The organism is Albibacterium bauzanense (assembly GCF_004339765.1).
Taxonomy (GTDB): Bacteria; Bacteroidota; Bacteroidia; order Sphingobacteriales; family Sphingobacteriaceae; genus Albibacterium; species Albibacterium bauzanense.
Genome location: NZ_SMGO01000002.1, coordinates 1,175,989 through 1,202,438 on the forward strand (window position 1 = coordinate 1,175,989; position 26,450 = coordinate 1,202,438).

At 36.1% G+C, this 26,450-nt stretch carries 30 protein-coding genes and 1 tRNA gene; 15 read left to right on the forward strand and 16 right to left on the reverse strand.

What is annotated here, in order from left to right:
* Positions 1-2: 2 nt before the first annotated feature.
* The 12 genes from C8N28_RS11215 to C8N28_RS11265 form a co-directional block, all read right to left on the reverse strand.
* The gene (locus C8N28_RS11215) at positions 3-467 is read right to left on the reverse strand and encodes a heme-binding domain-containing protein (protein ID WP_132224832.1); all 465 of its coding nucleotides are present in this window, start codon (positions 465-467) and stop codon (positions 3-5) included.
* A gap of 2 nt (positions 468-469) precedes the next feature.
* Positions 470-1,042, reverse strand: coding sequence for a DUF3347 domain-containing protein (locus tag C8N28_RS11220; protein ID WP_132224834.1), 573 nt, complete (start codon positions 1,040-1,042; stop codon positions 470-472).
* 163 nt (positions 1,043-1,205) lie between these two features.
* The gene (locus C8N28_RS11225) at positions 1,206-1,685 is read right to left on the reverse strand and encodes a DUF3347 domain-containing protein (protein ID WP_246012805.1); all 480 of its coding nucleotides are present in this window, start codon (positions 1,683-1,685) and stop codon (positions 1,206-1,208) included.
* A 71-nt stretch (positions 1,686-1,756) separates the two neighbouring features.
* Complete coding sequence (locus C8N28_RS11230) at positions 1,757-2,230, reverse strand: hypothetical protein (RefSeq protein ID WP_132224836.1); 474 nt, start codon at positions 2,228-2,230, stop codon at positions 1,757-1,759.
* Positions 2,231-2,374: 144 nt separating this feature from the next.
* Positions 2,375-2,617, reverse strand: a complete 243-nt coding sequence (locus C8N28_RS11235; RefSeq protein ID WP_246012806.1) for a four-helix bundle copper-binding protein — start codon at positions 2,615-2,617, stop codon at positions 2,375-2,377.
* Between the two features lie 124 nt (positions 2,618-2,741).
* Positions 2,742-3,362, reverse strand: coding sequence for a DUF305 domain-containing protein (locus C8N28_RS11240; protein WP_132224840.1), 621 nt, complete (start codon positions 3,360-3,362; stop codon positions 2,742-2,744).
* 43 nt (positions 3,363-3,405) lie between these two features.
* On the reverse strand, positions 3,406-3,924 hold the full coding sequence (locus C8N28_RS11245) for a helix-turn-helix domain-containing protein (protein WP_246012807.1): 519 nt from the start codon (positions 3,922-3,924) through the stop codon (positions 3,406-3,408).
* A 114-nt stretch (positions 3,925-4,038) separates the two neighbouring features.
* On the reverse strand, positions 4,039-4,464 hold the full coding sequence (locus C8N28_RS11250; protein ID WP_132224844.1) for a hypothetical protein: 426 nt from the start codon (positions 4,462-4,464) through the stop codon (positions 4,039-4,041).
* Positions 4,465-4,590: 126 nt separating this feature from the next.
* A complete protein-coding gene (locus tag C8N28_RS11255; protein ID WP_132224846.1) occupies positions 4,591-4,803 on the reverse strand; it encodes a heavy-metal-associated domain-containing protein in 213 nt (70 codons plus the stop codon).
* 327 nt (positions 4,804-5,130) lie between these two features.
* A complete protein-coding gene (locus tag C8N28_RS13810; protein WP_165870326.1) occupies positions 5,131-5,277 on the reverse strand; it encodes a hypothetical protein in 147 nt (48 codons plus the stop codon).
* 75 nt (positions 5,278-5,352) lie between these two features.
* Positions 5,353-6,654 (reverse strand): tyrosine-type recombinase/integrase, encoded by a 1,302-nt coding sequence (locus C8N28_RS11260; protein WP_132224848.1) that lies wholly within the window; start codon positions 6,652-6,654, stop codon positions 5,353-5,355.
* Between the two features lie 182 nt (positions 6,655-6,836).
* Positions 6,837-6,910: transfer RNA gene (locus tag C8N28_RS11265), tRNA-Ile, on the reverse strand.
* Between the two features lie 247 nt (positions 6,911-7,157).
* Here C8N28_RS11265 and C8N28_RS11275 point away from each other — a divergent pair.
* A complete protein-coding gene (locus C8N28_RS11275; protein ID WP_132224850.1) occupies positions 7,158-7,787 on the forward strand; it encodes an HAD family hydrolase in 630 nt (209 codons plus the stop codon).
* A 38-nt stretch (positions 7,788-7,825) separates the two neighbouring features.
* Here the strand turns inward: C8N28_RS11275 and C8N28_RS11280 are convergent, their stop codons facing one another.
* A complete protein-coding gene (locus tag C8N28_RS11280) occupies positions 7,826-9,022 on the reverse strand; it encodes a proline dehydrogenase family protein (protein ID WP_132224852.1) in 1,197 nt (398 codons plus the stop codon).
* 190 nt (positions 9,023-9,212) lie between these two features.
* Here C8N28_RS11280 and C8N28_RS11285 point away from each other — a divergent pair, with 190 nt between their 5' ends.
* From C8N28_RS11285 to aroB, 4 genes are all read left to right on the forward strand, one after another.
* Entirely contained in the window at positions 9,213-10,328 is a 1,116-nt protein-coding gene (locus C8N28_RS11285) for a hypothetical protein (RefSeq protein ID WP_132224854.1), read from the forward strand.
* Entirely contained in the window at positions 10,328-11,452 is a 1,125-nt protein-coding gene (locus C8N28_RS11290; protein WP_132224856.1) for a hypothetical protein, read from the forward strand. The genes C8N28_RS11285 and C8N28_RS11290 overlap by 1 nt, the downstream gene beginning before the upstream one ends.
* A 69-nt stretch (positions 11,453-11,521) precedes the next feature.
* The gene (locus C8N28_RS11295) at positions 11,522-11,728 is read left to right on the forward strand and encodes an RNA-binding S4 domain-containing protein (protein WP_132224858.1); all 207 of its coding nucleotides are present in this window, start codon (positions 11,522-11,524) and stop codon (positions 11,726-11,728) included.
* A 36-nt stretch (positions 11,729-11,764) separates the two neighbouring features.
* Positions 11,765-12,832 carry a 3-dehydroquinate synthase gene (gene aroB, locus C8N28_RS11300; RefSeq protein WP_132224860.1) on the forward strand — a complete coding sequence of 356 codons (1,068 nt, stop codon included), beginning with the start codon at positions 11,765-11,767 and terminating at the stop codon, positions 12,830-12,832.
* A 108-nt stretch (positions 12,833-12,940) separates the two neighbouring features.
* Here the strand turns inward: aroB and C8N28_RS11305 are convergent, their stop codons facing one another.
* Positions 12,941-13,801 (reverse strand): zinc dependent phospholipase C family protein, encoded by an 861-nt coding sequence (locus tag C8N28_RS11305; protein ID WP_132224862.1) that lies wholly within the window; start codon positions 13,799-13,801, stop codon positions 12,941-12,943.
* Positions 13,802-13,949: 148 nt separating this feature from the next.
* Here C8N28_RS11305 and rpsT point away from each other — a divergent pair, with 148 nt between their 5' ends.
* Positions 13,950-14,204 (forward strand): 30S ribosomal protein S20, encoded by a 255-nt coding sequence (gene rpsT, locus C8N28_RS11310; protein ID WP_132224864.1) that lies wholly within the window; start codon positions 13,950-13,952, stop codon positions 14,202-14,204.
* A gap of 60 nt (positions 14,205-14,264) precedes the next feature.
* Here rpsT and C8N28_RS11315 read toward each other — a convergent pair whose 3' ends face one another.
* The gene (locus tag C8N28_RS11315; protein WP_246012808.1) at positions 14,265-15,140 is read right to left on the reverse strand and encodes a 3-keto-disaccharide hydrolase; all 876 of its coding nucleotides are present in this window, start codon (positions 15,138-15,140) and stop codon (positions 14,265-14,267) included.
* Positions 15,141-15,261: 121 nt separating this feature from the next.
* Here C8N28_RS11315 and radC point away from each other — a divergent pair, with 121 nt between their 5' ends.
* The 9 genes from radC to C8N28_RS11360 all read left to right on the forward strand — a co-directional run bounded on the left by radC (position 15,262) and on the right by C8N28_RS11360 (position 25,599).
* A complete protein-coding gene (radC, locus tag C8N28_RS11320) occupies positions 15,262-15,963 on the forward strand; it encodes a RadC family protein (protein ID WP_132224868.1) in 702 nt (233 codons plus the stop codon).
* Positions 15,964-16,025: 62 nt separating this feature from the next.
* Entirely contained in the window at positions 16,026-18,425 is a 2,400-nt protein-coding gene (pheT, locus tag C8N28_RS11325; protein WP_132224870.1) for a phenylalanine--tRNA ligase subunit beta, read from the forward strand.
* A gap of 10 nt (positions 18,426-18,435) precedes the next feature.
* Positions 18,436-18,744: a hypothetical protein gene (locus C8N28_RS11330; RefSeq protein ID WP_132224872.1), complete on the forward strand. Its 309-nt coding sequence runs from the start codon at positions 18,436-18,438 to the stop codon at positions 18,742-18,744.
* A gap of 30 nt (positions 18,745-18,774) precedes the next feature.
* Positions 18,775-19,062, forward strand: a complete 288-nt coding sequence (locus tag C8N28_RS11335) for a cell division protein ZapA (protein WP_132224874.1) — start codon at positions 18,775-18,777, stop codon at positions 19,060-19,062.
* A gap of 265 nt (positions 19,063-19,327) precedes the next feature.
* Entirely contained in the window at positions 19,328-20,881 is a 1,554-nt protein-coding gene (gene rny / locus C8N28_RS11340; RefSeq protein WP_132224876.1) for a ribonuclease Y, read from the forward strand.
* Between the two features lie 6 nt (positions 20,882-20,887).
* Positions 20,888-21,406 (forward strand): Mpo1 family 2-hydroxy fatty acid dioxygenase, encoded by a 519-nt coding sequence (locus C8N28_RS11345; protein WP_132224878.1) that lies wholly within the window; start codon positions 20,888-20,890, stop codon positions 21,404-21,406.
* Between the two features lie 28 nt (positions 21,407-21,434).
* The gene (locus C8N28_RS11350; protein ID WP_132224880.1) at positions 21,435-22,454 is read left to right on the forward strand and encodes a glycosyltransferase family protein; all 1,020 of its coding nucleotides are present in this window, start codon (positions 21,435-21,437) and stop codon (positions 22,452-22,454) included.
* Positions 22,455-22,479: 25 nt separating this feature from the next.
* Positions 22,480-24,816 (forward strand): TonB-dependent receptor, encoded by a 2,337-nt coding sequence (locus C8N28_RS11355; RefSeq protein ID WP_132224882.1) that lies wholly within the window; start codon positions 22,480-22,482, stop codon positions 24,814-24,816.
* A gap of 3 nt (positions 24,817-24,819) precedes the next feature.
* Positions 24,820-25,599, forward strand: a complete 780-nt coding sequence (locus C8N28_RS11360; protein WP_132224884.1) for a DUF4249 domain-containing protein — start codon at positions 24,820-24,822, stop codon at positions 25,597-25,599.
* Here C8N28_RS11360 and C8N28_RS11365 read toward each other — a convergent pair whose 3' ends face one another.
* The gene (locus tag C8N28_RS11365) at positions 25,600-26,211 is read right to left on the reverse strand and encodes a polysaccharide deacetylase family protein (protein ID WP_132224886.1); all 612 of its coding nucleotides are present in this window, start codon (positions 26,209-26,211) and stop codon (positions 25,600-25,602) included. It lies immediately after the preceding gene.
* Positions 26,212-26,450: the final 239 nt, after the last annotated feature.

A 26,450-nucleotide genomic window follows, 5' to 3' on the forward strand; every position in this document is an offset into this window, starting at 1 on the left:
TTTTATTTATTATGTGAAAGACTGTCTGTCATTCTTTGCACCCAATTCAATAACAATTGTTTATCCGCACTGTTTAGTTTTGCCCCATTATGAATCAGCGTATAGGAGGCTAAAGGCATCGTGCCATCTTTTATGCTACCCGCAATTGCTTTTAGCTTGCTCTGTCGTCTACGTGAGGAATAATTGCCGAACTCATTAAAATTGAGTTCCTCTTTCCCGTTTTTAATATGTGAGGCCAGCCACCATCCACCGGGCTGGATATTAGCATACCAGGGATAATCGGTGTTATTACTGTGGCAGTCATAACAGGAGATTTTTAAAATCCCCTGCACTTTTTCTTGCATAGGGTAAATGCGGCTGATATCGGCAGGGTAAGCCTGCCCGCTTGTATTGCGGGCAGGCTGGATGAACTGGATGAGTACCAGCACACCTAATAAAAACAAAAGCCCTTTTTGTACCCTGCCCATAATTAATTCAGTTCTTCCTTAACACTACCACAAGTTGGCATTCCCTTACCCAGGTATGGGTTTTGTATCTCTTTGGTTTCACTGACCCAGCTACCGCCCTTTCCATCATTATACATCGGGCAGTTATCATAATAAAGTTTCTGTCCGGTACTACCTCCTGCTTTAACCAGATCATAAACCTCCTGGCTTAGCATTTCAAAGTGCTCCCGCTGGTGCTTGATGTTTCCGGCATTGGAACCGATATGTTCCGCGTGTTCTTTTGCATCATCGGCAACCTCCGCAAACACTTTAGATTGTTCAGCGGTTAGCGAAGTCTTGTCTACTGCTGCTATTGCCTCAACCAGGCTGTTACCAGCCTGAGCAGCATTTTTATCGTCATCTTTAGTTAATGCATTTTTTAGTTCCAGGTAAGCTGTCACAATCCCTTTGGTGGAAGTTCCGGCAGCTTTAGTTTCCTCAGAAGCCCCGGTTTTGGCTGTATCAGTTGCCATGCTGGTATTATCTGTCTTGGTACCGCTATTACAAGCGGCAAATAATAGGATGGACATAGCCATGCTCAATAATGTTATTTTCATGTTGTTCTTTTTTAAGTTTTTCACCGATTGTTTACCTGCAGCACTCTTGACAAATAAAAATTTGAATATCTTTTTCAGAATACTGTTTATTTTAATCATAGCTAAAAAGTGAAAACAGGTAATGCCCTAAGCTTTTCGCTTAGGGCATTTAAAATGACAAGAATTACTTTATCGTTTCTACTACTTTTCCGCAGGTCAGCATAGCGCTGCCGTAATAAGGATTTTTTACCGTTTTTTCACTGCTTAGCCAATTGCTCTTTTTCATCGGGCAATACATTTGATAAACAGGTTCAGCAGACAGTTTTGAAGCTTTGGCTAAAGCGATCATGTCGGTCGAAAGACCGGCAAAATACTCCCGCTGACTTTTCAGGTCTTTACTCGCGGCTATTTTGCCTGCATCTTCTAACAGCCCGTCCCGATTAGTTATGGTTTTGGCATCGGCACCGTTTAAAGTTTTGACCAATTCCCCGGCTTTGGATGCCGCAAGGTTGACGTTACCACTTACCAGGGCATCTTTAACGCCATAATATAAAGGAAGCAATGCGGGTGTTTGTGCTTGAGTAGCGGCATGGTCATGTTGTGCAAACCCGGTTTGCACGAAGGCAGTTGCAATAAGGGCAACTATTAAAAATATCTTTTTCATTATATTGATTTTAATTGAATAATTATTTAGCCTGAATAGATAATTCTATCCGGAAAAGATTAAACCTTAAATCAAATCTGAAAACTTTGTATGGCTATACGTACGTCAGGAATGGGAGGACGGCAATGCCGGACAAAATACGCATTGGGAACGTTTACTGGAAAAGTATCTGGATTACCTATACGATACACCGTAGAAGGCAATATGAAAAAAGACAAGGATAGCAGGCTATAGTCAAACCCTGGCTGATATAACTTATCAGCTTTGGTTAGTTTTACTACTTCTTCCTTACAACAGTTGTCTTTTGAGCTCTTGGATGCATGATGATTGGTGGCACTCATATCATGATCATGCTCAGCATGGTCATGAGGCTTATTATTTTTGTGAGTATGTTCACTGGAATGAACTTTTTTTTGCTCCTTGTGATGCTCCTTGTTAAAGTCCATATCAGTTCCTACCGCACAAGCAAGGCTTACTATTGTATTCAAAAGAAATACAAAAGTTAGAAAGGCCGCTTTAAACTGTATGGATGAACAGGTTTTCATTTATATAAAAGTAAACTATTATTCTTAATTGCGTACTATCCATCAAAGATAGCCGAACTTCTATTTCTGAACTTACAAAATTTCGTAAAAAACTTACATAATTCTTACCCATCATTTAAGACAGGTAAGAATTATCAGAAAGATCTAAGCGGCTGTTGCCATCTGCTCACAAGCTTGTGCGCATTTACGGCAAGCCTCCGCACATTCCCTGCAGTGCTCCATACCCATTTGGGCATGTTTATTACATTCTTCTGCACAGGCATTACAGACATCGGCACATATTCGGCATAACGCTTCACTGTATTTGCTGCCCAGACTCATTACTTCTGCCGCTGAACGGCAGATTGCAGCGCATTCTATATCTAACTGGATACAACGAGAAAGCATTTTTACATCCTCTTCTTTTAAGCATTCAGTAGCGCAATGGCTACAAGCTACTGCACAGGCTACACACGCCTGAATACAGTCCTGAAATTTTTGATGTGACATAATTTTACTGTTTAATGGTGAACTATTTATTGTTATTTGCTAATAACCACTCCTGGAACTCTTTGATTTCCTTTTCCTGGTCTTCAATAATTTTGGAAGCCATTGTTTTCATCTCCGCATGGGTTCCGTAATCCAGTTCCATTTTAGCCATTTCAATAGCACTTTGATGGTGTCCTGTCATCAGGATCGCAAAATCATGGTCAGCTCTTCCGTTAATAATTTGCAGATCTGCATTACGACCCATCTTTTCCATCCCCATCATCATTTTGGTATCAAACTCCGGTATATTCAGGTGTGGGGCATGTCCCTGCAAAAATGTACTGAGTTGCGCTATCTCCTGGGTCTGGGCGGCGATTATCTTTTGCGCCATCGCCTTCATGGTCGCATCGGTACCGTCCTTTAGTTCTGCATTAGCCATGTCAATTGCACCTTGATGATGCGTTTTCATCATCATTGCAAAATCGTTATCGGGGTCTTTGGTCATCTGCATAGCATTCATCTTGTCCATCATCTGGTGCATGATGTTCATCATTTGGTTTTTGTCGTGTTCCTGGATGGTGATCTGGTTGTCATCATCTTTACTGCATGCCTGTGCAAAAATCAATAGTAAGGCAAGTGATAACATTTTTACTGTGTTTTTCATAATTGTAGATATTAATGAATAATTATTGAGTTATTATATCAGCTTATACTTTATCCAGTGATTTCCTGCTGTTGGATTTCATACTCTTAAACTCCCTCGGGGACAAACCTGTAATTGATTTAAACTGGTTAGAAAGGTGCGCACTGCTGCTGTAACCCATTTTCCAGGCAATCTCATTAAGATTGAGTTCACCATATTGAAGCAGTTCTTTTACTTTTTCAACCTTCTGTTGTATAATGAATTTTTCAATTGTAAGGTCTTCGCTTTCGGAGAATAAGCGGCTCAGATAGTTGTAATCTTTATGCAGGCGATCAGTTAAAACCTGGCTGAAGGTAACGTGCTCAACTAAATCCGAATGATGTATGATTTCTATAATAGTGTTACGGATACTTTCAATCAATTTGTCCTTATCCTTATCGATCAGTTCAAAGCCGAGTACTCTAAGTGAAGCAGCGATTTCTGTTAATTTATTTTCCGAAGGGTCAGGATAGACAAGAGCCGTCCCAAGAGAGATTTCTGAAACCTGTAGATCCAGGTGTTCTAATTGTTGGCGTACAACCATTATGCAACGGTCGCAAACCATATTTTTTATATGTAATAACATTTTTAAAGATCAAGCTAAATGAGAAAAATAGGACACAGAGCGTTCCTGGACTAAGAAATAGTCAAAGCTTGATCAAATCAGAAGGGTACGGTTGGAAATATAAAGTGGTATTTTTAAGATGCCAGGCGGTGCATTGCCCTTTGGCCAATCCATAGATTTTACTTCCTTGTAAGGTATAAAAAGATCATTGGAATCGGTTGGAAAAGTTAAAATTGCAATGGCAGAGAAAAGTGGGCTGCCACCATTCTGGATATTTTCGCTGATGGCATACTCTCCATGCTGGTCACAGCACTTACAATCCTTGTCTTTAGAACACGGTTCTTTTTCATGGGAATGTGGCTTGGCTTTATCGTGGGATTTGGTTTCTTCGCTATGATGATTATTGCTTACCTGCGGTTTAAGTAAATATTCGCCTGCACAATGAACAATACAGACAAACATCCCTGTTGTTAATAACAGGTAGAATGCTGCAAAACTTATGGCACAGGTTTTTCTCATTATCAGGTAACTACCTTAAGGACAAGTCAATTATATGTTTTGTTCTAAAAATTTTAGTTTTTATAAGCAACAAACATCAAGCCGAACAATCGACTTGATGTTGAGTTTAGTTAATTAACTTTTCAATTAAAGCTTTTCTGCTTTATAGCCGGCATCCTCCAGGATATCGATCACTTCCTGGTCATCTATTCCCGGTTTACCATCAATTGTTAATATTTTATCAGGACTTTGGGTGTCCACTTCCCATTTTTCGATATCCGAAAGCTTGTTTAAATGAGGGGTTACGGCAGCTATACATCCGCCACATTTGATATTGGTTTTAAATTTTAATGTTTCCATGATTTGTTATTTTTATATTAATTGAGAAAATTTAAGACGAAGGCTATTGCTGACAATTATGTAAAAATCACTTACTCCCTTCATAGCAATCATACTCCGGTTCATATTTAAAATAACCAAAGCAGATCATTTCCTTCATACACCTGTGATAGGTGCTGATTGCAGCAATCTTGCTTAATCTCATGTTTCTTTTCGAGAGATTTTAAACTGAACGGTGTAGTTTTGGCTTTGCCAACATGTAAGTAATGCTATATGAATACTAAGGTGCGATGTATTCACAATCCATCATACTTAGAGGTTCACAGTAATAGTCCATGGTATCTCTACTTATCGTTTTCCGATTCGATAGAGAAACAGCATCCACACTCCAAACGCCACAATAAAAGCAGGTAGCGGATTTTTCATTGTTGTACCTGCCAGAAATGCTCCGGTAGCAATAATGCAAGTCAGGAAAAATAAAATCAGATTTTTCATGATATTCAAATTTAAGGTTTTCAATTAATTAATAAACCTGCATGGTCCAATAAGTAAACCATGCAGGCGTCAGTTTTACGCAGCATTTTTTATTGATCTTTCTTTCTTTTGTTTCGCTGCTATCTTCATATCTAACCTTCTTAATAGGCCAATAACTTTAATCTGTACTTCATCAACGATACTCCAATCTTTTTCAATATAAATATCTGTTGTGCGGTGTTCGTCGTCCACATGATTCAGAGCTAATGCAACGTCATCCTTACTTATGCGGCAGGCATTTCGTGCCACTGTTGCAAATGTGTGCCGCGCCCAATAAATTGTTGCTCCAGGAATATCTGTCATCTTTCTCAGTTGCTTCATCCCCTGGCTTAGCGCCGTATCGAAAACACCGTACGTAGAATAACGGACAGATAACTTTTCAATGTACTTTTCTAACAAGGGCTTGGCTTCTTCAATAACCTTAATACTGATAAACGCATTGTCTTTTCTTCGGCCTTGTGTTTTTGCCCGGTTATAGTCAATTCTTCCGTTCCTAACATCTTTTCTTGTTAAATGATAAAAGTCTACTGCATTCATCCCGCATAAATAGAACGAAAGTATATAAATCTCTTTTGCTAATTCGGCCCGGCTGCCAGCTTTGGTTACGCAATCCCTTATCGCCCTAACTTCTTCCAAACTATTGTTTCTTTTCCTGGTAAGTGGGGCGGAACCGACTTTGTACTTTTTAAACGGATAATGCTTGATCCTGTAAATGCCCAGGTCTTCGTTATTATACATATTACAAGCGGCATTGAACAGCGTACGCAGGTCACGCATGTGATTATGGAGACCGCTATCGGACAGGCCGTCAATTGTCTTCTCCTTTGTTTGACCATCCTCGGTAACAATACGGGTCATGGTACGCCTGCTCCTTAGAAATCTTTCATAGGAAACCAGCATATTTGAATTGATCTCTGTAATAGATACAGAATCCCGTTTGAAATAATCGATCAGACTGTTTCGTACTGTACGATGGGTGCCCGCCGTTCCGGTACGGTTTTCCTTTTTCAGCTGCTCAATGTGCAGCTGGCAGAACTTAATAAAATCTACATGAGCATCTTTGTCCCGCAGATAATCCCTTAGAGATTCTGCATTAAAGAAGTTGAGCTTTTCGCCAAGTTCACTGATAATTTTGCGGTAGCCTTTCAGCTGGTCATCGATCAGATCGTTTACAAAATTGTCTTTGATCTTTAGTTTTGCCGTTAATTGTTTCTTGACTACATAATGGTTAGTGTCAATAAACTTTCTTTGGTCTTTGTGATGGACACAGATTTTTACGTTGTAGGTGCCATCTGCTTTCTTGTGGTGTTCATAAACTTTCGCGCTTACGGTTGCCATAATTTTCTTTTTAGCACGCAAAAATTTCCGTTACGTATTTGTTACGGTTTTGCGTAGAGTTTAACAAAAAATTATGTAAAACCTGCTTTAAAGGGATTTCTTCAAAGCATGATTGCTGACGGTAATCAGCATCAGAAAACAAAAAAACCGCCTCCGAATTTCTTCGTTAGACGGTTTTTTAGTGGGCCCAGCTGGGCTCGAACCAGCGACCAAGAGATTATGAGTCTCCTACTCTAACCAACTGAGCTATAGGCCCTTACGCATTTTTTTGCTGTCTGCGTGAGACAAATTTAGACAAATTTTTCATGCTTTTAACATCTTTTTCTTTCTTTGGAGAATCCCCCAAGATTTTCAAAAATGTTTAGCTTAAAAAGCTTGCTTTCAACTCTTTAGCTCAATGATTATGAGTCTTCTACTCTAACCAACTGAGCTATAGGCGCAGAATTCAGTTTGGGTTTTGAGAGGGCAAATGTACATATTTGTAACTATAATTTGAAAAAAATATGCGAAATATACACAATATCATTTTTGATTACGGGAATGTCATTTTTCAGATAGACTTCTTAAGAACACGACAGGCTTTTCAAGCACTTGGAATTCAGGATGCTGATGCTTTTTTCTCTCATAAGGAGCAGCATAATCTGTTTGATAAACTGGATATGGGAAAGATATCTGCTGTTGAGTTTTATGAAGGTATAAGAGAGATTTCCGGGCAAAAAGAGCTTTCTGACAATCAAATCAGAGATGCCTGGAACGCTTTATTGATAGGTGTTCCACAAGGAAATCATGATATTCTGTTAGAGATGAAGTCAAAATATCGTACATTTTTATTGAGTAATAATAATGAGATTCACTATCAATTTTTGATGGATTATTTAAAGAGAGATTTTGGTTTGGCAGATAATTCTGGGTTCTTTGAAAAGGATTATTACTCTCATTTGATGGGGATGAGGAAGCCTAATCGTGATATATTTGAATTTGTAATTAAGGAACAGAACTTGGTGCCAGAGCAAACCTTGTTTATTGATGATAGCCCGCAACATTTGCTGACGGCAAAAGAATTGGGGCTTCAAACGGTGCTGTTAACTTCACCTGATACGCTTCAAGAGCTTATTAAAAGATTGGATCTTTAAGTTAAAGGGCTAAGTTCTATTTATTGAAGGTGTTTGCGTTATTTAGAATGTTTACGCCTTTTAATTTCTTTTATAATTAAGTTTAATTCCCTGCTAGTTTGTCCACTAACTGAAGTGTTTTCTTGTGCTCGTCTTAATAGATAGGGCATTACTGCTTTAACAGGACCATAGGGCATGTATTTGGCAACATTGTAACCAGAAGCTGATAGGTTGAAACTAAGATTATCGCTCATGCCTAAAAGCTGAGCGAAATATATTCCGGGATGGTTGCGTGATAGGTTCTGTTTATCAATTTCTGAGGCTAAAAGAAGGGAGCTTTCTTCATTATGTGTTCCTGCCATGAAAGCAATTCGGTCTAAATGATCTAAGCAGAAAAGGATTGCTTCATTGTAATCTCTATCTGCTGCATCTTTAGTAGATTGGATAGGTGAGGGATATTCTTTTTCTTGTGCACGTTCACGTTCAATTTCCATATAGGCCCCACGAACAAGTTTGGCTCCTAAATAGAATCCGTTAGTTTGTGCCAATAAGAAATCATTTTTTAAGGAGGTTAACTTATCATGACGGTATAATTGATAGGTATTAAATACAATTGGTTTTTCACGATTGTATTTTTGCATCATCTCTAATGCTAAATTATCTATTACATCTTGAATCCATGAAAATTCAGCATCTATTAAAACCTGTAGGTCTGTTTCGAAACAAGCTTTACATATACGATCTATACGAAGTTTAATATATTCAAACTCTTGGTTTTCCTTGGTGTTTAAATTCTCTTTTGCATTAATTTTTTGGAGTAATTCAAATCTACCTAATCCGGTTACCTTGAATACAGAGAAAGGCACAAGATTGTCTTTTTGAGCGCGTTTAATTGTTTGTAATATTTCTTCGCACGTAGCATCGAAATCGGCTTCTGTCTCTTCACCTTCAACAGAGTAGTCTAATATGGTATGAACATTATAAGATGCCAGATGTTGAATGGCTGCTTCGCAATCTGTTATATTTTGACCGCCACAGAAATGTTTGAAAATAGTATTCTTAATGATTCCTTGAATAGGTAGCCCAATTTTAAGTGCGAAATTAGTTACATAGCTACCAAACTTCACTAAGGGGTTTATTGAGATAAGCTTAAATAACCAGTATGCTCGTTTAAGGTCAGTATTAGATTTACTTTTAAAGGCTATTTCTGTATTTTCGAATGAAAGTACTTTTGTTCTCTTATCCACGATAATCATTTTTTTTGATTCAGCAAAAGTAAATATAAATTGAGTCCAAAATTCATTTATTTGAATAGATTTTCAGCTAATAAAGAGGCAATTACCATAAAATTATTACAAAAACTTTTGATCATATGTTGTATCTTTCATTGTGAATTTGAAACTAGATATATTTAATAATATACATTAACCTAAAATAAAAGACATTATGAAAAAGCCTTATTTACTTATTGGTGCTTTGGTTGCAGGAACTATCCTGTTTGCCGGCACAGTTAATCGATCTAACAAGCCGTCGTACGGTTTTGTTACCGGTGAGCCTGAGATTCAATCAATAACATCTCTTGCTTTTGGACCGAATGGAACCTTGTTTTTAGGAGATTCTAAAAATGCTTCTGTTGTAGCTTTAGAAACAAAAGATATCACTCCGGTTGAAAAGGCAGAAGCTGTTGCGATGAAAAATATTGATCAAAAAGTTGCAGCGGCTTTAGGAACTCAAGTACAGAATATAACTATTCGCGATATGGCTGTTAATCCTATCTCGAAAAAAATATATTTGGCAGTAGAGTCCGGCGATGGAACTCCGGTTTTACTTACAGTTGATGGAGATAAGATTTCTTCTGTTTCATTGAACAATGTAGGTTATGCTACTGTAGCCTTAAATGATGCACCGGCAGCGGATGCAAAAGATCAGAGAGGAAATTCATTGCGTATTTCTTCTATTTCTGATATTGGATTTTCTGATGGAAAGTTAATGGTAAGTGGTTTGTCTAATAAAGAGTTTAGCTCTTCTTTTCGCAGTATCCCTTTCCCATTTACTGATAGCCAGGATCAAGCTTCGTTAGAAATTTATCATGCGGCTCATTCTAGATATGAAACAACTTCTCCAATTAGAACATTTACAACAACAGAGATAAGTGGCAAGAAATATCTTGTAGCTAGTTATACATGTACACCATTGGTTTTGTTTCCATTAGATGAATTGAAGTCAGGAGCGCATGTTAAAGGAAGAACAGTTGCCGAAATGGGAAGTGGGAATTCTCCATTGGATATGATTACTATGAAAAAGGGTGATGAATCTATGTTAGTAATGTCTAATACTAATAGACCTGTTTTTATAGTAGATTATAAAGATATTGAAGGTTATCAAGGTTCATTAACTACACCGGTTCCTGAAAACTACCAGACAGCGGGTGTAGATTTTAGATCTATGAATATGGTTAATGTGATTCAACTTGATAAGCTAGATGATACACAAATGGTAATGATTCAGCGCAAAGCTAATGGTGATTTAGATCTTTTAACTTCGAATGAAAGATCGCTTTAGTGAATATTAAACAATTGTTTGGAAGTGCAATGAAGATTAAGTTATATGTAAGATATAGCTTAGTATTCATTGCACTTCTAGTTTTATTTGCTTGTAATCAAGAGAATAAAGCTAGTGATATACACCTTATATGGGATCAACAGAGGCCAGTTGCCCTTTCGATATCAAAGAATTTGATTGAAGATGAGATCGACCCGTCAAAATCTGATCTGCAGGTTCGGCTTGTGGAAGATAATAATTCTGTATCTATACTTGGAAATTATAAATATAACGATGATGATATTGTTTTTGAACCGGTAATTCCTTTTTCAAGAGGATTGCATTATGAAGTTTTTTATAAGGATAAAAGTATAGGTATTGTTGAAGTTCCATTAGCTGATATTTCAGAAGCCTCTATTTTAGAGGAAATATACCCAACAGCTGATACATTACCAGAGAATGTTTTAAAAATATATCTTCAGTTCTCTAAGCCTATGCGTACAGGAGAGTCGGAAAAATATATAGCCATTATAAAAAATGAGAAGGATACTGTTTCGGGGGTTTTTCTGAATTTAGACCCGGAGTTATGGAATGAAGATAGAACTGTATTGACAGTTTGGCTTGATCCAGGAAGAATAAAACGTGATTTGATTCCAAATTTAACTTTGGGTGCACCGTTGGTAAATCATACGAAATATAGTATTGTGGTATCCGAGAATTGGCTTAATGCACAGGGGCTGAAATTGAAAGAAAGCTTTGTAAAAACATTCTTTGTTTCAGAGAGAGATAGCTTGTCGCCAGATATAATAGATTGGGCTTTGGAACTACCCCGTTCAGGATCTAAAGATCCTTTAAAAGTGTATTTGAAAGAGTCGTTGGATTACTTTTTATTGAATGAAACGATTCAAGTATTAGATGAAAAGAATAAGGTTCTTCCTGTAAAAATTAATGTCAGAGATAAGGAAAGGTATGTCGATTTTATTCCATTAAACAATTGGACAGCAGGACAATATAAGATTCAGGTTCAGTCGCGCTTAGAAGATTTAGCTGGGAATAATTTAAATCGGCCTTTTGATAGGGATCTCACAAAAGAGAACAAGCTTAATCCTGATAAATTTCAAGATATTCTTTTTGTAATCGAGTAAGGTACTCATTGTTAAAACTCCCATTATATTATTAGGTTATTTTTATAGATTAGCCGTAACTTCGGCCTTATGATTGAATTTAAGATTGAAACAGAATATATCCCTCTTATATCATTATTAAAAGCAACAGGATTAGTGGAAAATGGTGGAGAGGCACAGGCAGTTGTTTCTGAGGGCATGGTGTTTTGTAATGGTGAAGTAGAACTGCGTAAACGGTTTAAAGTTAGACCGGGCACTTCTGTTGAATTTGAAGGACATACAATTAAGGTTATATAAACAATAGGTATAGAATATTTAGGTTACCCGGTTAAAATGAAGACAATAGACAGTATAGGTTACACCATATTTTTTGAAAATCGATTTGATAGTTTGATCCAATTCCTTAACGAAAGGACTTATTCTAAAATATTTATTCTAACAGATAGAAATACGGGAGAGCAATGTTTGCCGATATTGACTGCTGGTATGCCTGTAGGCTTTGAGTATGACATTATTGAAGTTGATCCGGGGGAGGAGAATAAGAATATAGATTTCTGTATAGGAGTCTGGAAAATGTTGCTTGATTTCGGAGCAGATCGAAATTCTTTATTAATTAACTTGGGAGGTGGGGTAGTGACTGATATGGGTGGCTTTGCAGCATCCACCTTTAAACGTGGAATTGATTTTGTTCAAATACCTACTACTTTATTGTCACAGGTTGATGCTTCTGTCGGTGGAAAGACAGGAATTGATATGGATTCGGTGAAAAATATCATTGGAACATTTACTCAGCCTCAAGCTGTATTTATTAATGCTGATTTTTTAAGAACGCTTGATAAAAGACAGTTGATTTCTGGATATGCTGAGATGATGAAACATGCTTTTATTTTTGATGCTGATTACTTTCAAGAAGTAAAGGAAATTGATTTTGACCATATTGATGAGGAGCTGATTTATCGATCAGTTGGAATTAAAAATAAGGTTGTAACACAAGATCCAAAGGAGAAGGGATTGCGAAAGATTTTAAACTTTGGACATACTATTGGTCATGCTGTTGAAACAAATTCTTTAGACAAGGATAAAAATCCATTATTACATGGAGAGGCTATAGCCATAGGTATGATTTGTGAAGCTTATCTTTCTTATCAATATAATGGTTTGAAAGAGAGCCAACTCACTGAGATAGTTGAAGCTATTAGAAATATTTTTCCTGATTATAATTTAAAGTCAGAGAGTTTTTCTGCTTTAATTGATATCATGAAGAATGATAAAAAGAATAGCGATGATAAAATCGGTTTTGCCTTATTAACAGAAATAGGAAGCTGCGATTTTAATCATTACTTAGATGAGAATAAAATAAAGTCAGCTTTGACTTATTATCAAGAGACGATTGGAAATTAGCTCTCGATAATAAGTCAAATTGCATCTGCATATCTGCATATATGCTGTAGTTATTATATTGGTAGATAAGGCGAAGTAACTTTAAAGTATATAAAAATAATAGCGTTTTTATAGTTCAGGCTGACCGGCGTCTACCCAGGCACTATACCAAAAGCTGCTTAATGTGATAATGGCACCTCGCATTTGCCTTTCGATCATGCCATTTAATGCTTGGTGATAGGCCTCTGAATAAGCTTGTGAATAGCTTTTTATTAAAATATTGTTTCGGTTCTCAAAAATGTATTTGCGATCATTCGGGAATTCTTGATTTAAACGTTTTTCGATTATAAGGACAGAGTCTGTTAGTGAAAAACTATGCTTTATAATCTCCCAGGCTTTTAAAAGTGGTGCGTCTATATATTGTGCTTTCCCGACAAAGAAATTGTAACTTGAGGCATAGATCTCGGGTAGGCGGCTTTCCCAGAAAGCATGGATGCCCTCTTGGTCAGTTAATTGGCCATTATAATTTTTGGTGGTATGTAAAGGAGAATGAGCATCGGCAATATAATGTCCTATATCTGCAGAGATACGTAAAATACGTTGGGTGTTTTTTTCTTTAAAAGCATTGACTAATTGAGTATAACTGAAATGGATTTGCCAGGGTAATATTCCATTCGTTCTTAATGTGTCTTCTGGTATTTTATTGATAGCATCTTGCCAATATATGGGGATACTGTCAAATGGGTTTTTACCGTAAGCATCTATATCAATAAAGTGGCGCTCAGCCTCCTCAGAATTAACGTATCTACGCTTATCAGCATCAACAGCATGTTCACTTATATAGGTAATATGTTTTTTGTAAAAACTGGCTAACGGGACAGGTAAAGTAAATACGGCAGCCTCATTAATCATTCGATGTGCATAAAAGCCCCATGAACTGAATAAAATGATCAGGAAGAATGATAAACCCAATGATAAAAACCACCGCATTTATCTAACATATGGATTTATTGATATAAAACCCAATATTGAGGACGACTTGATAATGGGGTAATATTTTTTTAAAAGGTTTGATAATTTAAAATTTTCATGGTACATTTGCAGTCCGAAAAACATTAAAGGAATAAAAGCTAAAAAAATGGCAAATCATAAATCAGCTATAAAAAGAATTAGAGCAAACGCTGCAAAGCGCTTAAGAAATCGTTACCAAGCAAAAACAACGCGTAATGCAATTAAAAAATTACGTTTAACTACTTCTAAAGAAGAAGCGGCTTCACAGTTGCCACAAGTGGTTTCTATGATAGATCGTCTTGCTAAGAAGAATGTAATTCATAAGAAAAAAGCATCAAACAATAAATCTAAGTTAACTAAGTTCGTTAACGCCTTATCATAAAATATTAAAGCCTTTTTGGTTTTCAGAAAAGGGTTACTGTTTACAGTAACCCTTTTTGTGTTAACCCTCTTTAGCTACTTTAGCAAGTATTTCTTGTAATTTTGCCTTATCGTGCATGTAAGGTTCTAAGTCGAGTAAATCAACTTTTCGAAATTCTATTGGGTGGCTTTCACTTTGTAAAGATATATATCCTGATTTAAGTGGCTGTCCATCCTTTTTAACTGCCGGATCGAAATTGGATACACTTCCACCTCCAATTCGTGGCTTCTCATAAGTTAATACTGTATCGCCTTCTATAATATGGTGAATGATTGAATCACCTAATACTAAAAATTCTGCTCGTACCCATTGGTCTCCACTATACGTTTTACTGGTTGAATTTATACAATGAGGAGTATAAAGTTTTCCATCAATTTCAACTTCTGTTCCTGGTGTACAGAGATTTCCTGTAGTACGTTCATTAACACCATCTCCACCTAAAAGCTGAGCTTCGATTGAGATCGGGAAGTCTTGATCTTTTAACATAGTTCTAGGATCTTGCCCGTGTAACATAGCTCCACTATTGCGTAATGCCCATGCTTCACCACCATTTACTTGCTCACCTACAAATCGATATTCAATTCGTAGCAGATAAGCTGAAAATGGTTTTTTGTAGAAGATATGGCCAAATTGGTTATCGAAAGTTTTGTATCCATCATATGATACCTTCATGACACCGTTTTCTACACGAAAAGTATTGGCAAAATTATCATTTAGCTCATGTTTGGAAATTTTAACAGTCCAATCGTTTAAATCTTTGCCATTAAATAAGGAGATCCAATTTACATCGTCTTGGGAACGTTTTATTAACATGCTGGATGATGCAATTACTATAACCGCTAAAATGGATAAGATTACTGTTTTTCTAATTATTTTCATTTCGGTTGAATTAGTCATTTATTTAAAAGTAGTAATTAATTTTTTCTTATTAGTTATTAGTTGATACGTTAATTCCTAATTTCTTTATCATACTTGGTGTTTCTTCTTCTTATTGCAAGACTATCTCTATTTTGACCGCATGGAATCACAATATAAACCACATATTTCAATTAATCTATGGGCAGAAGGAGATAGACCCCGGGAAAAGATGTTAATTCAAGGAAGACGATCTCTAAGTGACGCGGAACTGATTTCTATCCTTATTGGAAGTGGAGGTAAGAATGAATCAGCAGTAGAACTCAGTAGACGTATCTTGAATGAGAATGGGAATAATTTAAATCAGTTAGCTAAACTCTCAGTTGAGGACTTTTTTTCTTATAAAGGTATTGGAGAAGCAAAAGCAATGGCTATTGTTGCTGCTTTAGAACTGGGACGAAGGAGGGATGAAACACTTGAGATTAAAAAAAAGCAGATTGTTGTTAGTAAAGATGCTTATGATGAATTAAAATCGTTGTATATGGATTTAAATCATGAAGAGTTCTGGATTATAATATTAAATCAAGCGAATAGGGTTCAAAGTAAACAACTAATTAGTAAAGGAGGAAGATCTAGTACGGTAGTTGATGCAAAGATGGTTTTTGAGAGTGCATTGCAGAATAAGGCTAGCGCTATTGTTTTAAGCCATAATCATCCTTCTGGAAATTTAACACCTAGTGATCAGGATTTGATTTTAACTAAAAAACTGGTTGAAGGAGGAAAATTGCTTGACATTAAAATTTTAGATCATCTGATATTTTCTAATAATACTTATTATAGTTTTTCTGACGAAGGGCTTCTGTAAATTCTGCAAACTTGATGCGAATTTATATCTTTGCATAAATTCTAAAACAGTAAGACACTCGCATGAGAATATCATATAATTGGCTCAAGGACTTTTTAAAAATAGATAAATCACCTGAAGAACTATCCGAAATATTAACAAATATTGGACTAGAAGTTGAAAGTGTAGAAGAGGTAGAGGATATTCCAGGTGGGCTTGCAGGTTTAGTTATAGCAGAGGTGTTGAGTTGTGAGCAACATCCAAATGCTGATCGTTTGCGTATAACCACAGTCAATAATGGAAATGAAAGCCCGTTACAGGTTGTATGCGGTGCTCCTAATGTGGCTAAAGGACAAAAGGTAATACTAGCCGGAGTGGGTACTACTGTTTTTCCTTTAGAAGGTGAACCTTTTAAGATTAAAGAATCTAAGATACGTGGTGAACTTTCACAAGGGATGATCTGTGCTGAGGATGAGATTGGATTAGGGAAGTCGCATGATGGTATTTTGGTTTTACCTTCTGATGCGAAGGTCGGTGTATTAGCAAAAGATCATTTTAATATACAGTCAGATTCTATTTTTGAAATTGGCCTGACTCCAAATCGTTCTGATGCAGCATCTCATTTAGGTGTTGCGCGTGATGTAGCTGCCTTTTTGCGAAAGGATTTTAAATTGCCAGATGTTTCGGCAGTTGGTTTTGATGACAGTCAGAATGAGGTTAAAGTTTCTATTGAAGATGAAGCTGCATGTCCAAGATATACTTCATTGACAATAAAGGGAATAACAGTAAAAGAATCACCAGAGTGGTTGAAGAATCGTTTATTAGCTATTGGAGTTCGACCGATCAATAATATTGTTGATATTACAAACTATGTTCTGCATGAGCTTGGCCAGCCACTTCATGCTTTTGATGCTGATCAGATAGTTGGAAAACAAATCATTGTTAAGACTTTACCAGAAGGAACATCTTTTATAACGCTAGATGAAATTGAGAGAAAGCTATCTTCAAACGATTTAATGATATGTGATACAGAAAAAGCACTGTGTATTGCCGGGGTTTTCGGTGGACTTTCTTCTGGAATCAAAGAATCTACAACATCTGTATTTTTAGAAAGTGCTTATTTCAATGCAGTTTCTGTTAGAAAGACTTCAAAATACCATGGCTTAAAAACGGATGCATCTTTTCGCTTTGAAAGGGGAACGGATCCTGATATCACAGTTTTTGCTCTACAGAGAGCTGCTAAATTAATTTTGGAGCTGGCAGGAGGAGAGATTATCGGTGGAATATCTGATATTTATCCAAATCCCATTAAGCCGATTAATGTGTCGGTTACTTACAGAAATGTCCAGAAGTTAATTGGTAAAGAGATTCCTAAGGAGGAAATTAAAGCAATTATAGAATCATTAGGAATCCGCGTTTTAGGAGATAACGGAGAGGTTTTAGAAGTAGAAGTTCCGCCTTACCGCGTAGATGTGACACGTGAAGTGGATATCGTTGAGGAGGTACTGCGTCTTTATGGTTATAATAATATTGAAATCAGCCAGCAAATAAAGGCTTCGTTGAACACTTCTCCTAAGCCAGATAGAGAGTTGATTGAAAACCAGATTTCCGATCTTCTGATTGGAAACGGATTTCATGAAATCTTAAATAACTCTTTAACTAAGATTGCATATGCTGATAAGCCAGATGAGGCTGTGCGCATTATAAACCCTTTAAGTAGTGATTTGGATACAATGCGCCAAAGCTTATTGTATTCTGGACTGGAAGTCATTGCTTATAATCAAAAACGGAAAGTTCCTGATTTAAAGCTCTTTGAATTTGGAAAGGTGTATTATAAACTGCCTAATGGTTATAATGAAAATAAACGTTTAGGTGTGTTTTTAACAGGAGATATGCATCGTGAACAATGGAATAATATTGATGAACGAGCTTCTTTCTTTGATCTAAAGGGTATTGTTGATGGAATATTGGGCCGGTTAAATATTAAGAAATTTCAGACAAGAGATGTAACAATAGATGCCTTTTCTTATGGGTTGACTTATGCTAGAGGTGAACAGATATTTGTAAATTTTGGGGCTATTGACAAAAAGGTTTTAAAGCAGGTGGATGTTCAAGGGGAGATATTCTATGCTGACTTTAATTGGGATATCATCTTGAAAAGTATAACGAATAATAAGATAGTCTATAAAGAGGTCTCGAAATTCCCGTCAATACGAAGAGACCTTGCTATTTTGGTTGATGAAAAGGTTTCATTTGCATCTTTAAAGGGAATAGCAGAGAAGACAGAGCGAAAGATCTTGCATGAAGTTAATGTTTTTGATGTTTATCAAGGTGATAAATTGCCAGAAGGTAAGAAGTCTTACGCCTTAAGCTTTATATTCCAGGATGAAGAAAAAACATTGACAGACAAACAAATTGATTTAGTGATTCAAAAATTTATACTTAACTTTGAGAAAGAACTTAATGCTGAAATAAGAAAATAAGAAAAAACGCATGCCAACTGTTTCTGACCAATTAACCCGTATAGTTGACCGATCAACCAAAATCATTGACTTATGTGTTACTTTACAGGAAGAGAATGACTTACTAAAGCTTGAGAATCAATCACTAAAAGTTGCTGTAGACGTAAGTACAGAAAAAATAAAGAACTTAGAAGAAAAAATAAAGGCACTTACCGTAGCAAGATCTTTAGATGGTCTAAATGAGAGTGTTGAATTAATAAATGAGAAAAATATTGGCATAAAGCAAAAAATTGACGATTTTGTGCGTGAAATTGACAAGTGTATTTTGTTACTTAAATAAAACGGCAGATTGCCGGCAAACAAGGCTCAAATGGGAGAGATTTCCATAAAAATAAATATTGCAGATAGAATTTATCCTCTTCGGATAGCAACTGAAGAAGAAGAGGTTATAAGAAGAGCTGCAAAGCTAATAAATGATCGCATGAAAGAGTTTCAAGACAATTATGCGGTTCGGGATAAGCAAGATTTGCTATCTATGTGTGTGTTACATTATGCAACAGCTACGTTGAAAGCGGATGATTCTTCAAAACAAGAAGATAAAGAAGTTGCAAAAAAGGTACATCAGTTAGATGAATTGCTGTCAGGTTTTTTTAGCTAAATATAACGTTCTTTAAAATAGAGCCATAAAAGTTTAGCCGCAGTTAAATGTGGGTTTCACTATTTAAAACTTAACGCTTCAATATTACATGCGTGAAATAGGTGTATTCTATTTGGTTTCCATCTAGAAATGATCAAAACGCAAATCCTGTATAGATGAAGTTTTTAATATATGAAACCCTTGTTTTCCTGCGGTTTTTTTTTGATAATTATATAAATGAGATTTGAGTTAAACAGATAGAGACTCATAATATTTGAAAATAAATATGGAATCAATACTATACATCATTTTAGGTCTCGCAATAGGAGTAGTTATAGGCCGATACCTCCTTCGAAATATATTTAAGAAACAGGAGATTGCTGTTCAGAATAAAGCCAAGAAGATATTAAAAGAAGCTGAGCTGAATGCAGAACATCTGAAGAAAAACAGACTGTTAGAAGCTAAAGAGAAATTCCTTCAATTGAAATCGGAACATGAAACTGAGGTAAGTCAAAGGAATAATACGCTTAATCAGCGAGAAAATAATGTACGTCAGAAAGAGCAATCTATAAACCAACGTTTGGAAAAGATTAATCGTGAATCTCAGGATTTAGAGAATCAGCGTAAGAATCTTGATAGATTAGTTGAGCTTAATGAAAAACGACAAGAAGAGGTTGAGAATCTAAAATCTCAGCAAATTGTTCAATTAGAGTCTATTGCTGGTTTATCTGCAGAAGAAGCAAAAAATCAATTGGTTGATAATCTAAGAGAAGAAGCTCGTACAAAGGCTCTTAGTCAAATAAAAGATATCGTTGCAGAAGCTAAATTAACCGCTAGCAAGGAGGCAAAGAAAATCGTTATTCAAACAATTCAAAGACAAGCTACAGAAAGTGCAATCGAAAATACCGTTTCTATTTTTCACATTGAAAGCGATGAGATTAAGGGTAGGGTGATTGGAAGAGAGGGTAGAAATATACGTGCATTAGAGGCTGCAACAGGCATTGAGATTATAGTTGATGATACTCCTGAAGCAATTATCTTATCCGGCTTTGACCCTATACGTCGTGAAATAGCCCGTTTAGCATTGCATAGATTGGTTACTGACGGACGTATTCACCCTGCTCGTATTGAAGAAGTTGTGGCCAAGACGAAGAAACTAATTGACGATGAAATTGTAGAGATTGGAGAAAGAACAGTAATTGATTTGGGCATACATGGTTTGCATCCTGAATTAATTAGAATGGTGGGTAGAATGCGCTATCGTTCGTCTTATGGCCAAAACTTGTTACAACACTCGAGAGAGGTAGCGAATTTTTGTGCAACCATGGCAGCAGAGCTTGGTTTAAATGTGAAAATGGCTAAGCGTGCAGGTTTACTTCATGATATTGGAAAGGTGCCAGATGATAATCCTGAACTGCCACATGCTATTCTAGGTATGCAGCTTGCAGAGAAATATAAAGAACACCCAGATGTGTGTAATGCTATTGGTGCTCACCACGATGAAATAGAAATGACATCGATGATTTCTCCGATTGTCCAAGCTTGTGATGCTATATCCGGCGCAAGACCTGGAGCAAGAAGAGAAGTAGTAGAAAGCTATATTAAACGTTTGAAAGATTTGGAATCACTGGCATTATCATATCCTGGTGTTGAAAAAACTTTTGCAATTCAAGCAGGACGTGAGCTAAGGGTGGTTGTTGAAAGTGAAAAGATCACTGATGCACAATCTGAGACTTTAGCAGCAGATATCTCTAATCGTATTCAGACTGAAATGACCTATCCGGGACAAATAAAGGTAACCGTAATCCGCGAAACCCGCTCCGTTTCATTCGCGAAATAAAGTGCTATGAATAAAAAGAATATTCGGAATAAGAAGCCAGTGAGTAAGGTTGATGCGCTTTTTCTTCAATATGCTGATAGCCATCAGAACTCAACGAACATTCTGATTCATTGGATATGTGTTCCACTTATTGTATTTGGTATTTTTGGTTTAGTATGGAGTATTCCTTTTCCTCATATCGATTTCTTAGGTAAATATAATGGCTTCATCAATTGGGCTTCCTTTCTTGTTGCGTTTTCCATTTATTATTATTTGAAATTATCTCCTACCTTATCGTATGGAATGTTATTGATAATAGGATTATTTAGCTATTTTATTGTGCAGTTAGAATATTGGGAATTAGCAGGCGGTCCGGCACTTTGGTTGGTATGTTTGATAATTTTTATTTTATCATGGATTGGACAGTTTATTGGGCACAAGATTGAGGGTAAGAAACCTTCATTTTTAACTGATTTGAAATTTTTATTAATAGGGCCAATATGGTTATTAGCTAAGGTCTATAAGAAGGTCAGGATCCCTATTTAAATATTTTTCTTTGTTAAGGAAAGAGAAGATGAGAGTTTTATATGCCATACAGGGAACTGGGAATGGCCATCTATGTAGGGCGATGGATGTTGTTCCTTGCTTAAAAAAGATTGCGGATGTTGACATTTTATTAAGTGGAACTCAAGCCGATATTCAATTGCCTTTTGAGGTAAAATACAGATTAAAAGGTTTAAGTTTTATCTTTGGTAAGTCAGGTGGAGTAGATTTATGGAAAACATTCATTCATTCACAGTTCCGATTATTTATTAAAGAAGTAAACGCTTGCCCGGTTAATGATTATGATCTGGTTATTAACGATTTTGAACCTGTTTCTGCATGGGCATGTAGTTTAAAAGATAAACATTGTATAAGTCTCAGTCACCAAGCAGCCGCAATACATGATCTGGCACCAAAGCCTGAAGAGGTAGATCGCTTAGGAAAATTCATTTTGAAACATTATGCTCCAAGCAATGAAACCTATGGTTTTCATTTTAAATCATATGCTCCTAATTTTTATACACCTATAATCCGCAAACAGATTCGAGATCAGAAAATTTCAAATCGTGGACATTATACAGTATACTTGCCTTCTTATGATGATCATTTATTAATGAAGTATCTTTCACGTTTTCCTGAAGTTAAATGGGATGTATATTCCAAGCATAATAAAACATTGATCGTTTCCGGAAATATCAGAATTCAACCTATTGATAATGAAAGTTTCGTTGCAAGCATGGCTTCTTCTGAAGGAGTATTATGTGGTGCTGGGTTTGAGACTCCTGCAGAAGCGCTATTTCTTAAGAAAAAGCTATTGGTGATTCCAATGAAGAATCAATATGAGCAACATTTAAATGCCGCAGCTTTGGAAGAACTTGGAGTTCCGGTAATCAAGAATATTAAACCTGAAAATGACATCTTTATCCAGCGATGGATTAATAGTGATAATGTAATTGAGGTAAATTATGAAAACCAAGTTGAAGATATTCTTGAGCATATTTTAAATAGTTATAAAAACCGTGAGAGTAAACAATTATTTCCTATTAGTTGAATTGTACGATAAGTTCTAAATAACTATGGTACAGATATTAGGAGTTTTTCGACTTGTTTTAATACTTACTCTTAGTTTGTTTTTGAGTGACTCTTTTGGTCAACAACTTTATTCAATAAGTGGAACGGTTCGGGACTCTGCATCGGGTGAAACAATAGCAGGGGCTACGGTGCATATTGCCGACAAAGAGAATACAACAGGAAGAACCAATAGCTATGGTTTTTTCTCTTTAAGTGCTTCTCCAGGAAAGTACAATCTAACCATCTCCTTTGTTGGTTATCAAAGTAAAACACAAGAAATTACATTAAATAAGGATACATCAATAAGCATCCTTTTGGATATTGGTAATACTTTGGATGCTGTACAGATCAATGCTGATTCCCCAAGAGAAATCTTAAACTCACCTATTATGGGAGCTAATAAGCTCCAGATGGGGGAGATATTAAAGGTTCCCGTTTTGTTTGGTGAAAAGGATGTTTTAAAAACAATACAACTTTTACCTGGAGTAATATCAAGTGGTGAGGGAAATAGTGGTTTCTTTGTTAGAGGCGGTGCCATTGATCAAAATCTGATCATCTTAGATGAAGCGACTGTATACAATGCTTCTCATCTTTTTGGCTTTTTTTCAACGTTTAATTCTGATGCTATAAAAGAAGTAACTCTCTATAAAGGAGGAATGCCGCCGCAGTATGGAGGGCGCTTGTCTTCGGTCTTGGATATTAATATGCTTGATGGAAATAAGAAGGAATTCAAAGCTCAGGGTGGTATTGGACTTATTGCATCAAGGTTAGCATTAGAAGGCCCTTTAAAAAAAGATAAAGGATCGTTTATGATTAGTGCCCGTAGAACGTATGCTGATATGTTCTTGAAATTATCCAAGGATTCTACAGTTAATAACAGCTCCTTATATTTTTATGATTTAAACTTAAAAACCAATTATCAATTTAATGAACGGAATACTTTATATCTATCCGGGTATTTTGGAAAAGATGTTTTAGGCTATGCTGAATCATTCGGGTTCGATTGGGGAAATTCAACAGCTACCCTAAGATGGAATCATGTTTATAATCCTCGGTTATTTTCAAACACTTCATTGATCTATGGAGATTTTAATTATAATGTTGATGTTTTTGATAATGATGCTAATTTCAATATTGCATCATTAATTCGTAGCTATACCTTAAAACAAGATTTTCAATTTTATTCAAAGTCTGATCATATATTCCGTTTTGGTTTAAATGTTTTAAAGCAAAAAGTCAGTCCTGCTAATTTCGTTTCCCGAGATACAAGTACTTTCACTAGTCTAGAGTCGGAGTCTCGATCAGGTGTTGAGATTAATACTTATTTATCTCATGATTGGAGCCCGTCTGATCGGATAAATATGTTATATGGTTTTCGTCTTTCAAGCTTCCTGGCAACCGGACCAGGAACATTTAATACATATGACTCTGATGGAGATATCGTCAATAGTAGAAAGTATACAGGCTCACAAGTTGTGAAAAGCTATTTTATAATCGAACCTCGCTTTTCTATTAACTATAAGGTAGATCAGGTGTCTAGTATAAAAGCATCTTATAATCGAAATAGCCAGAACCTACACTTATTGAGCAATTCAACGGCTTCTTTACCAACAGATGTTTGGATGATGAGTAGCCATAATATTAAACCACAATTAGCAGATCAAGGAGCTATTGGTTACTTCAGGACAATTAATGACGATCAGTTAGAGTTTTCAACAGAACTCTACTATAAGGATATGAAAAATCAAATTGATTTTAAAACGAATGCTGATGTACAGGCAAATCCGAATGTAGAAGCTGATCTGCTATACGGGAAGGGACGATCTTATGGGGTGGAATTGTTTTTGAAAAAGAGTAAAGGAAAATTGAACGGTTGGATTAGCTATACTTTATCACGAAGTGAGCGACAATTTGATGAGATTAACCAAGGTAATTGGTTTGCTGCCAGGCAAGACAGAATCCATGATTTATCACTGGTTGCTATGTATCAGATTAATGATAAGTGGAGTTTCTCTGGTACATTTATATATAGCACCGGAAATGCAGTTACTTTCCCGAGTGGGAAATATATCGTTGATGACAAGCCAGTTTGGTATTATTCAGAGCGGAATGGATACAGGATGCCTGATTACCATCGTTTAGATTTAGGCTTTACATATGAACCTAAGCCTAAATCAAAGTTTAAATCAACCTGGGATTTTGGATTGTACAACGCTTATAATCATAAAAATGCCTATATGATTGATTTCAGAGAAAACGAGGATAATAGAAATCTAACAGAAGCGTATAAAATCTCTTTATTTGGGATTATCCCATCTGTTACATGGAATTTTAAATTCTAAATTATGAAAGCTCCATTTAAATTATTGTTTCTTTTTGCTTTTATGATCTCTCTAACTGCTTGCGAGGAGGTAATAGAATTACCATTGAAAGAAGTTGAACCAATTTTAGTGATTGAGGGTAAGGTGAATGATTTATTCACTCGTCAAGAAGTATTAATATCAAAAATGCAGCCTTTCAATTCAGAATCAGGAAGATTGCCTGTAGTTGATGCAGAGGTTTATTTAAATGAAGATGGTAAACCATGGCGCAAGCTAAGGGAAGTAGAAGCCGGAAGGTATATTATAGATAATTTTTGGGGAAGGCCAGGAAGTACTTATGGTATATCTGTGAAATATGCTGGCGAAACTTATCAAGCTGAATCAACTATGCCTCCATTGGTTCAAATTGATTCAATAGGAGTGAGGATAAACACTTTCGATAACTCGCGCAAAACTCCTATCGTATCATTTCAGGATCCACCAGGAATAAAGAACTATTATTATTTTCAGTTAATTATAAATGGTGAAGTCAATACTTCATTGTTTGTTTTTAATGATAAGTATACAGATGGGAAGAATACAATTCAGGATTTGGATGATTTTTCATTGGATCTCAAAGATGATGATGATGTGATTGTTGAACTACGTAATATTGATGAAGCAAGTTTTAACTATTGGAAAGGAATTCAATCCCAAAATGGCTCATCTGCTTCTCCTGGAAATCCTGTATCCAATTTTTCAAACGGTGCATTAGGTTATTTTTCTGCTTATTCAGTAAGCAGTATGTACTTTACGGTTCAGTAATTATAAAGTTTTAAATGTGTATCCAGCGTTTAACCAATATTCAATAGCTTTTGGAAGAGCATAGGTAACCCTGGGGGCGGCTTTAATATTATCGTGGAAAACTATAATAGAGCCATTCTCTGCATTATTTATAACATTATCTAAACAGGTATCAGGATCTAGTTTCTCATCGAAATCGCCACTCATAACATCCCACATAATTATTTCATAATCCTTCTTTAATTGTGCATATTGAGCGCGTGTGCCTCTCCCATAAGGGGGGCGAAATAGCTTGGTTTCTACTAGTGTGTTGCTGAGTTCAATATTTTTTAAATAATCTTCTTTAGAAGTTCGCCATCCTTTTAAATGATTATAGGTGTGGTTTCCTATTCGATGCCCTTCTTGAGTAATTCGTTTAAATATTTCGGGGTGTTTCCTGATATTGTCTCCAACACAGAAGAAAGTAGCTTTTATGCCGTAGTTTTTTAAAATATTTAAAACTTCGGGTGTAACATCTGGTATAGGTCCATCGTCAAACGTTAAATATAAGCAGGGATGCTTACGACTACGATGCCATGTGAGCTGCGGATATAACCAACGCAGCCAAAAGGGAGATTTTATTGGATACCACATGTTGGTCAAAGATAGGAATTTAGTTGAAAGCTCTAATTTGCAATGATAAAATAATATAATCGAATGAAGAAAGAACATGGTTTTATAAAGATGCTACCGATTGCCTTGTCAGTTTTATGTTTGCTTTTTTCTTTTTCGAGCCAGGCACAACAGGTTCTGACTGTTCAGGAAGCATTGAACCAGGCGTTGAACAACAACCTGCAGGTAAAACAAGCCTTGTTGCAGGCTGCTTTAAGTGA

Bases quoted from the DNA above. Each gene is read 5' to 3' on its own strand.
- C8N28_RS11355 (WP_132224882.1), top strand. From the start codon at position 22,480: ATGGTACAGATATTAGGAGTTTTTCGACTTGTTTTAATACTTACTCTT.
- C8N28_RS11230 (WP_132224836.1), bottom strand. From the start codon at position 2,230: ATGAAAACCTGTTCATCCATACAGTTTAAAGCGGCCTTTCTAACTTTT.
- radC (WP_132224868.1), top strand. From the start codon at position 15,262: ATGGAATCACAATATAAACCACATATTTCAATTAATCTATGGGCAGAA.
- C8N28_RS11250 (WP_132224844.1), bottom strand. From the start codon at position 4,464: ATGAGAAAAACCTGTGCCATAAGTTTTGCAGCATTCTACCTGTTATTA.
- C8N28_RS11350 (WP_132224880.1), top strand. From the start codon at position 21,435: ATGAGAGTTTTATATGCCATACAGGGAACTGGGAATGGCCATCTATGT.
- C8N28_RS11315 (WP_246012808.1), bottom strand. From the start codon at position 15,140: ATGACTAATTCAACCGAAATGAAAATAATTAGAAAAACAGTAATCTTA.
- rny (WP_132224876.1), top strand. From the start codon at position 19,328: ATGGAATCAATACTATACATCATTTTAGGTCTCGCAATAGGAGTAGTT.
- C8N28_RS11275 (WP_132224850.1), top strand. From the start codon at position 7,158: ATGCGAAATATACACAATATCATTTTTGATTACGGGAATGTCATTTTT.
- C8N28_RS11360 (WP_132224884.1), top strand. From the start codon at position 24,820: ATGAAAGCTCCATTTAAATTATTGTTTCTTTTTGCTTTTATGATCTCT.
- C8N28_RS11280 (WP_132224852.1), bottom strand. From the start codon at position 9,022: ATGATTATCGTGGATAAGAGAACAAAAGTACTTTCATTCGAAAATACA.
- C8N28_RS11215 (WP_132224832.1), bottom strand. From the start codon at position 467: ATGGGCAGGGTACAAAAAGGGCTTTTGTTTTTATTAGGTGTGCTGGTA.
- C8N28_RS11255 (WP_132224846.1), bottom strand. From the start codon at position 4,803: ATGGAAACATTAAAATTTAAAACCAATATCAAATGTGGCGGATGTATA.
- C8N28_RS11225 (WP_246012805.1), bottom strand. From the start codon at position 1,685: ATGAAAAAGATATTTTTAATAGTTGCCCTTATTGCAACTGCCTTCGTG.
- C8N28_RS11335 (WP_132224874.1), top strand. From the start codon at position 18,775: ATGGGAGAGATTTCCATAAAAATAAATATTGCAGATAGAATTTATCCT.
- C8N28_RS11235 (WP_246012806.1), bottom strand. From the start codon at position 2,617: ATGCTTTCTCGTTGTATCCAGTTAGATATAGAATGCGCTGCAATCTGC.
- C8N28_RS11365 (WP_132224886.1), bottom strand. From the start codon at position 26,211: ATGTGGTATCCAATAAAATCTCCCTTTTGGCTGCGTTGGTTATATCCG.
- pheT (WP_132224870.1), top strand. From the start codon at position 16,026: ATGAGAATATCATATAATTGGCTCAAGGACTTTTTAAAAATAGATAAA.
- C8N28_RS11285 (WP_132224854.1), top strand. From the start codon at position 9,213: ATGAAAAAGCCTTATTTACTTATTGGTGCTTTGGTTGCAGGAACTATC.
- C8N28_RS11240 (WP_132224840.1), bottom strand. From the start codon at position 3,362: ATGAAAAACACAGTAAAAATGTTATCACTTGCCTTACTATTGATTTTT.
- C8N28_RS11295 (WP_132224858.1), top strand. From the start codon at position 11,522: ATGATTGAATTTAAGATTGAAACAGAATATATCCCTCTTATATCATTA.
- C8N28_RS11245 (WP_246012807.1), bottom strand. From the start codon at position 3,924: ATGGTTGTACGCCAACAATTAGAACACCTGGATCTACAGGTTTCAGAA.
- aroB (WP_132224860.1), top strand. From the start codon at position 11,765: ATGAAGACAATAGACAGTATAGGTTACACCATATTTTTTGAAAATCGA.
- rpsT (WP_132224864.1), top strand. From the start codon at position 13,950: ATGGCAAATCATAAATCAGCTATAAAAAGAATTAGAGCAAACGCTGCA.
- C8N28_RS11220 (WP_132224834.1), bottom strand. From the start codon at position 1,042: ATGAAAATAACATTATTGAGCATGGCTATGTCCATCCTATTATTTGCC.
- C8N28_RS11330 (WP_132224872.1), top strand. From the start codon at position 18,436: ATGCCAACTGTTTCTGACCAATTAACCCGTATAGTTGACCGATCAACC.
- C8N28_RS11345 (WP_132224878.1), top strand. From the start codon at position 20,888: ATGAATAAAAAGAATATTCGGAATAAGAAGCCAGTGAGTAAGGTTGAT.
- C8N28_RS11260 (WP_132224848.1), bottom strand. From the start codon at position 6,654: ATGGCAACCGTAAGCGCGAAAGTTTATGAACACCACAAGAAAGCAGAT.
- C8N28_RS13810 (WP_165870326.1), bottom strand. From the start codon at position 5,277: ATGAAAAATCTGATTTTATTTTTCCTGACTTGCATTATTGCTACCGGA.
- C8N28_RS11305 (WP_132224862.1), bottom strand. From the start codon at position 13,801: ATGCGGTGGTTTTTATCATTGGGTTTATCATTCTTCCTGATCATTTTA.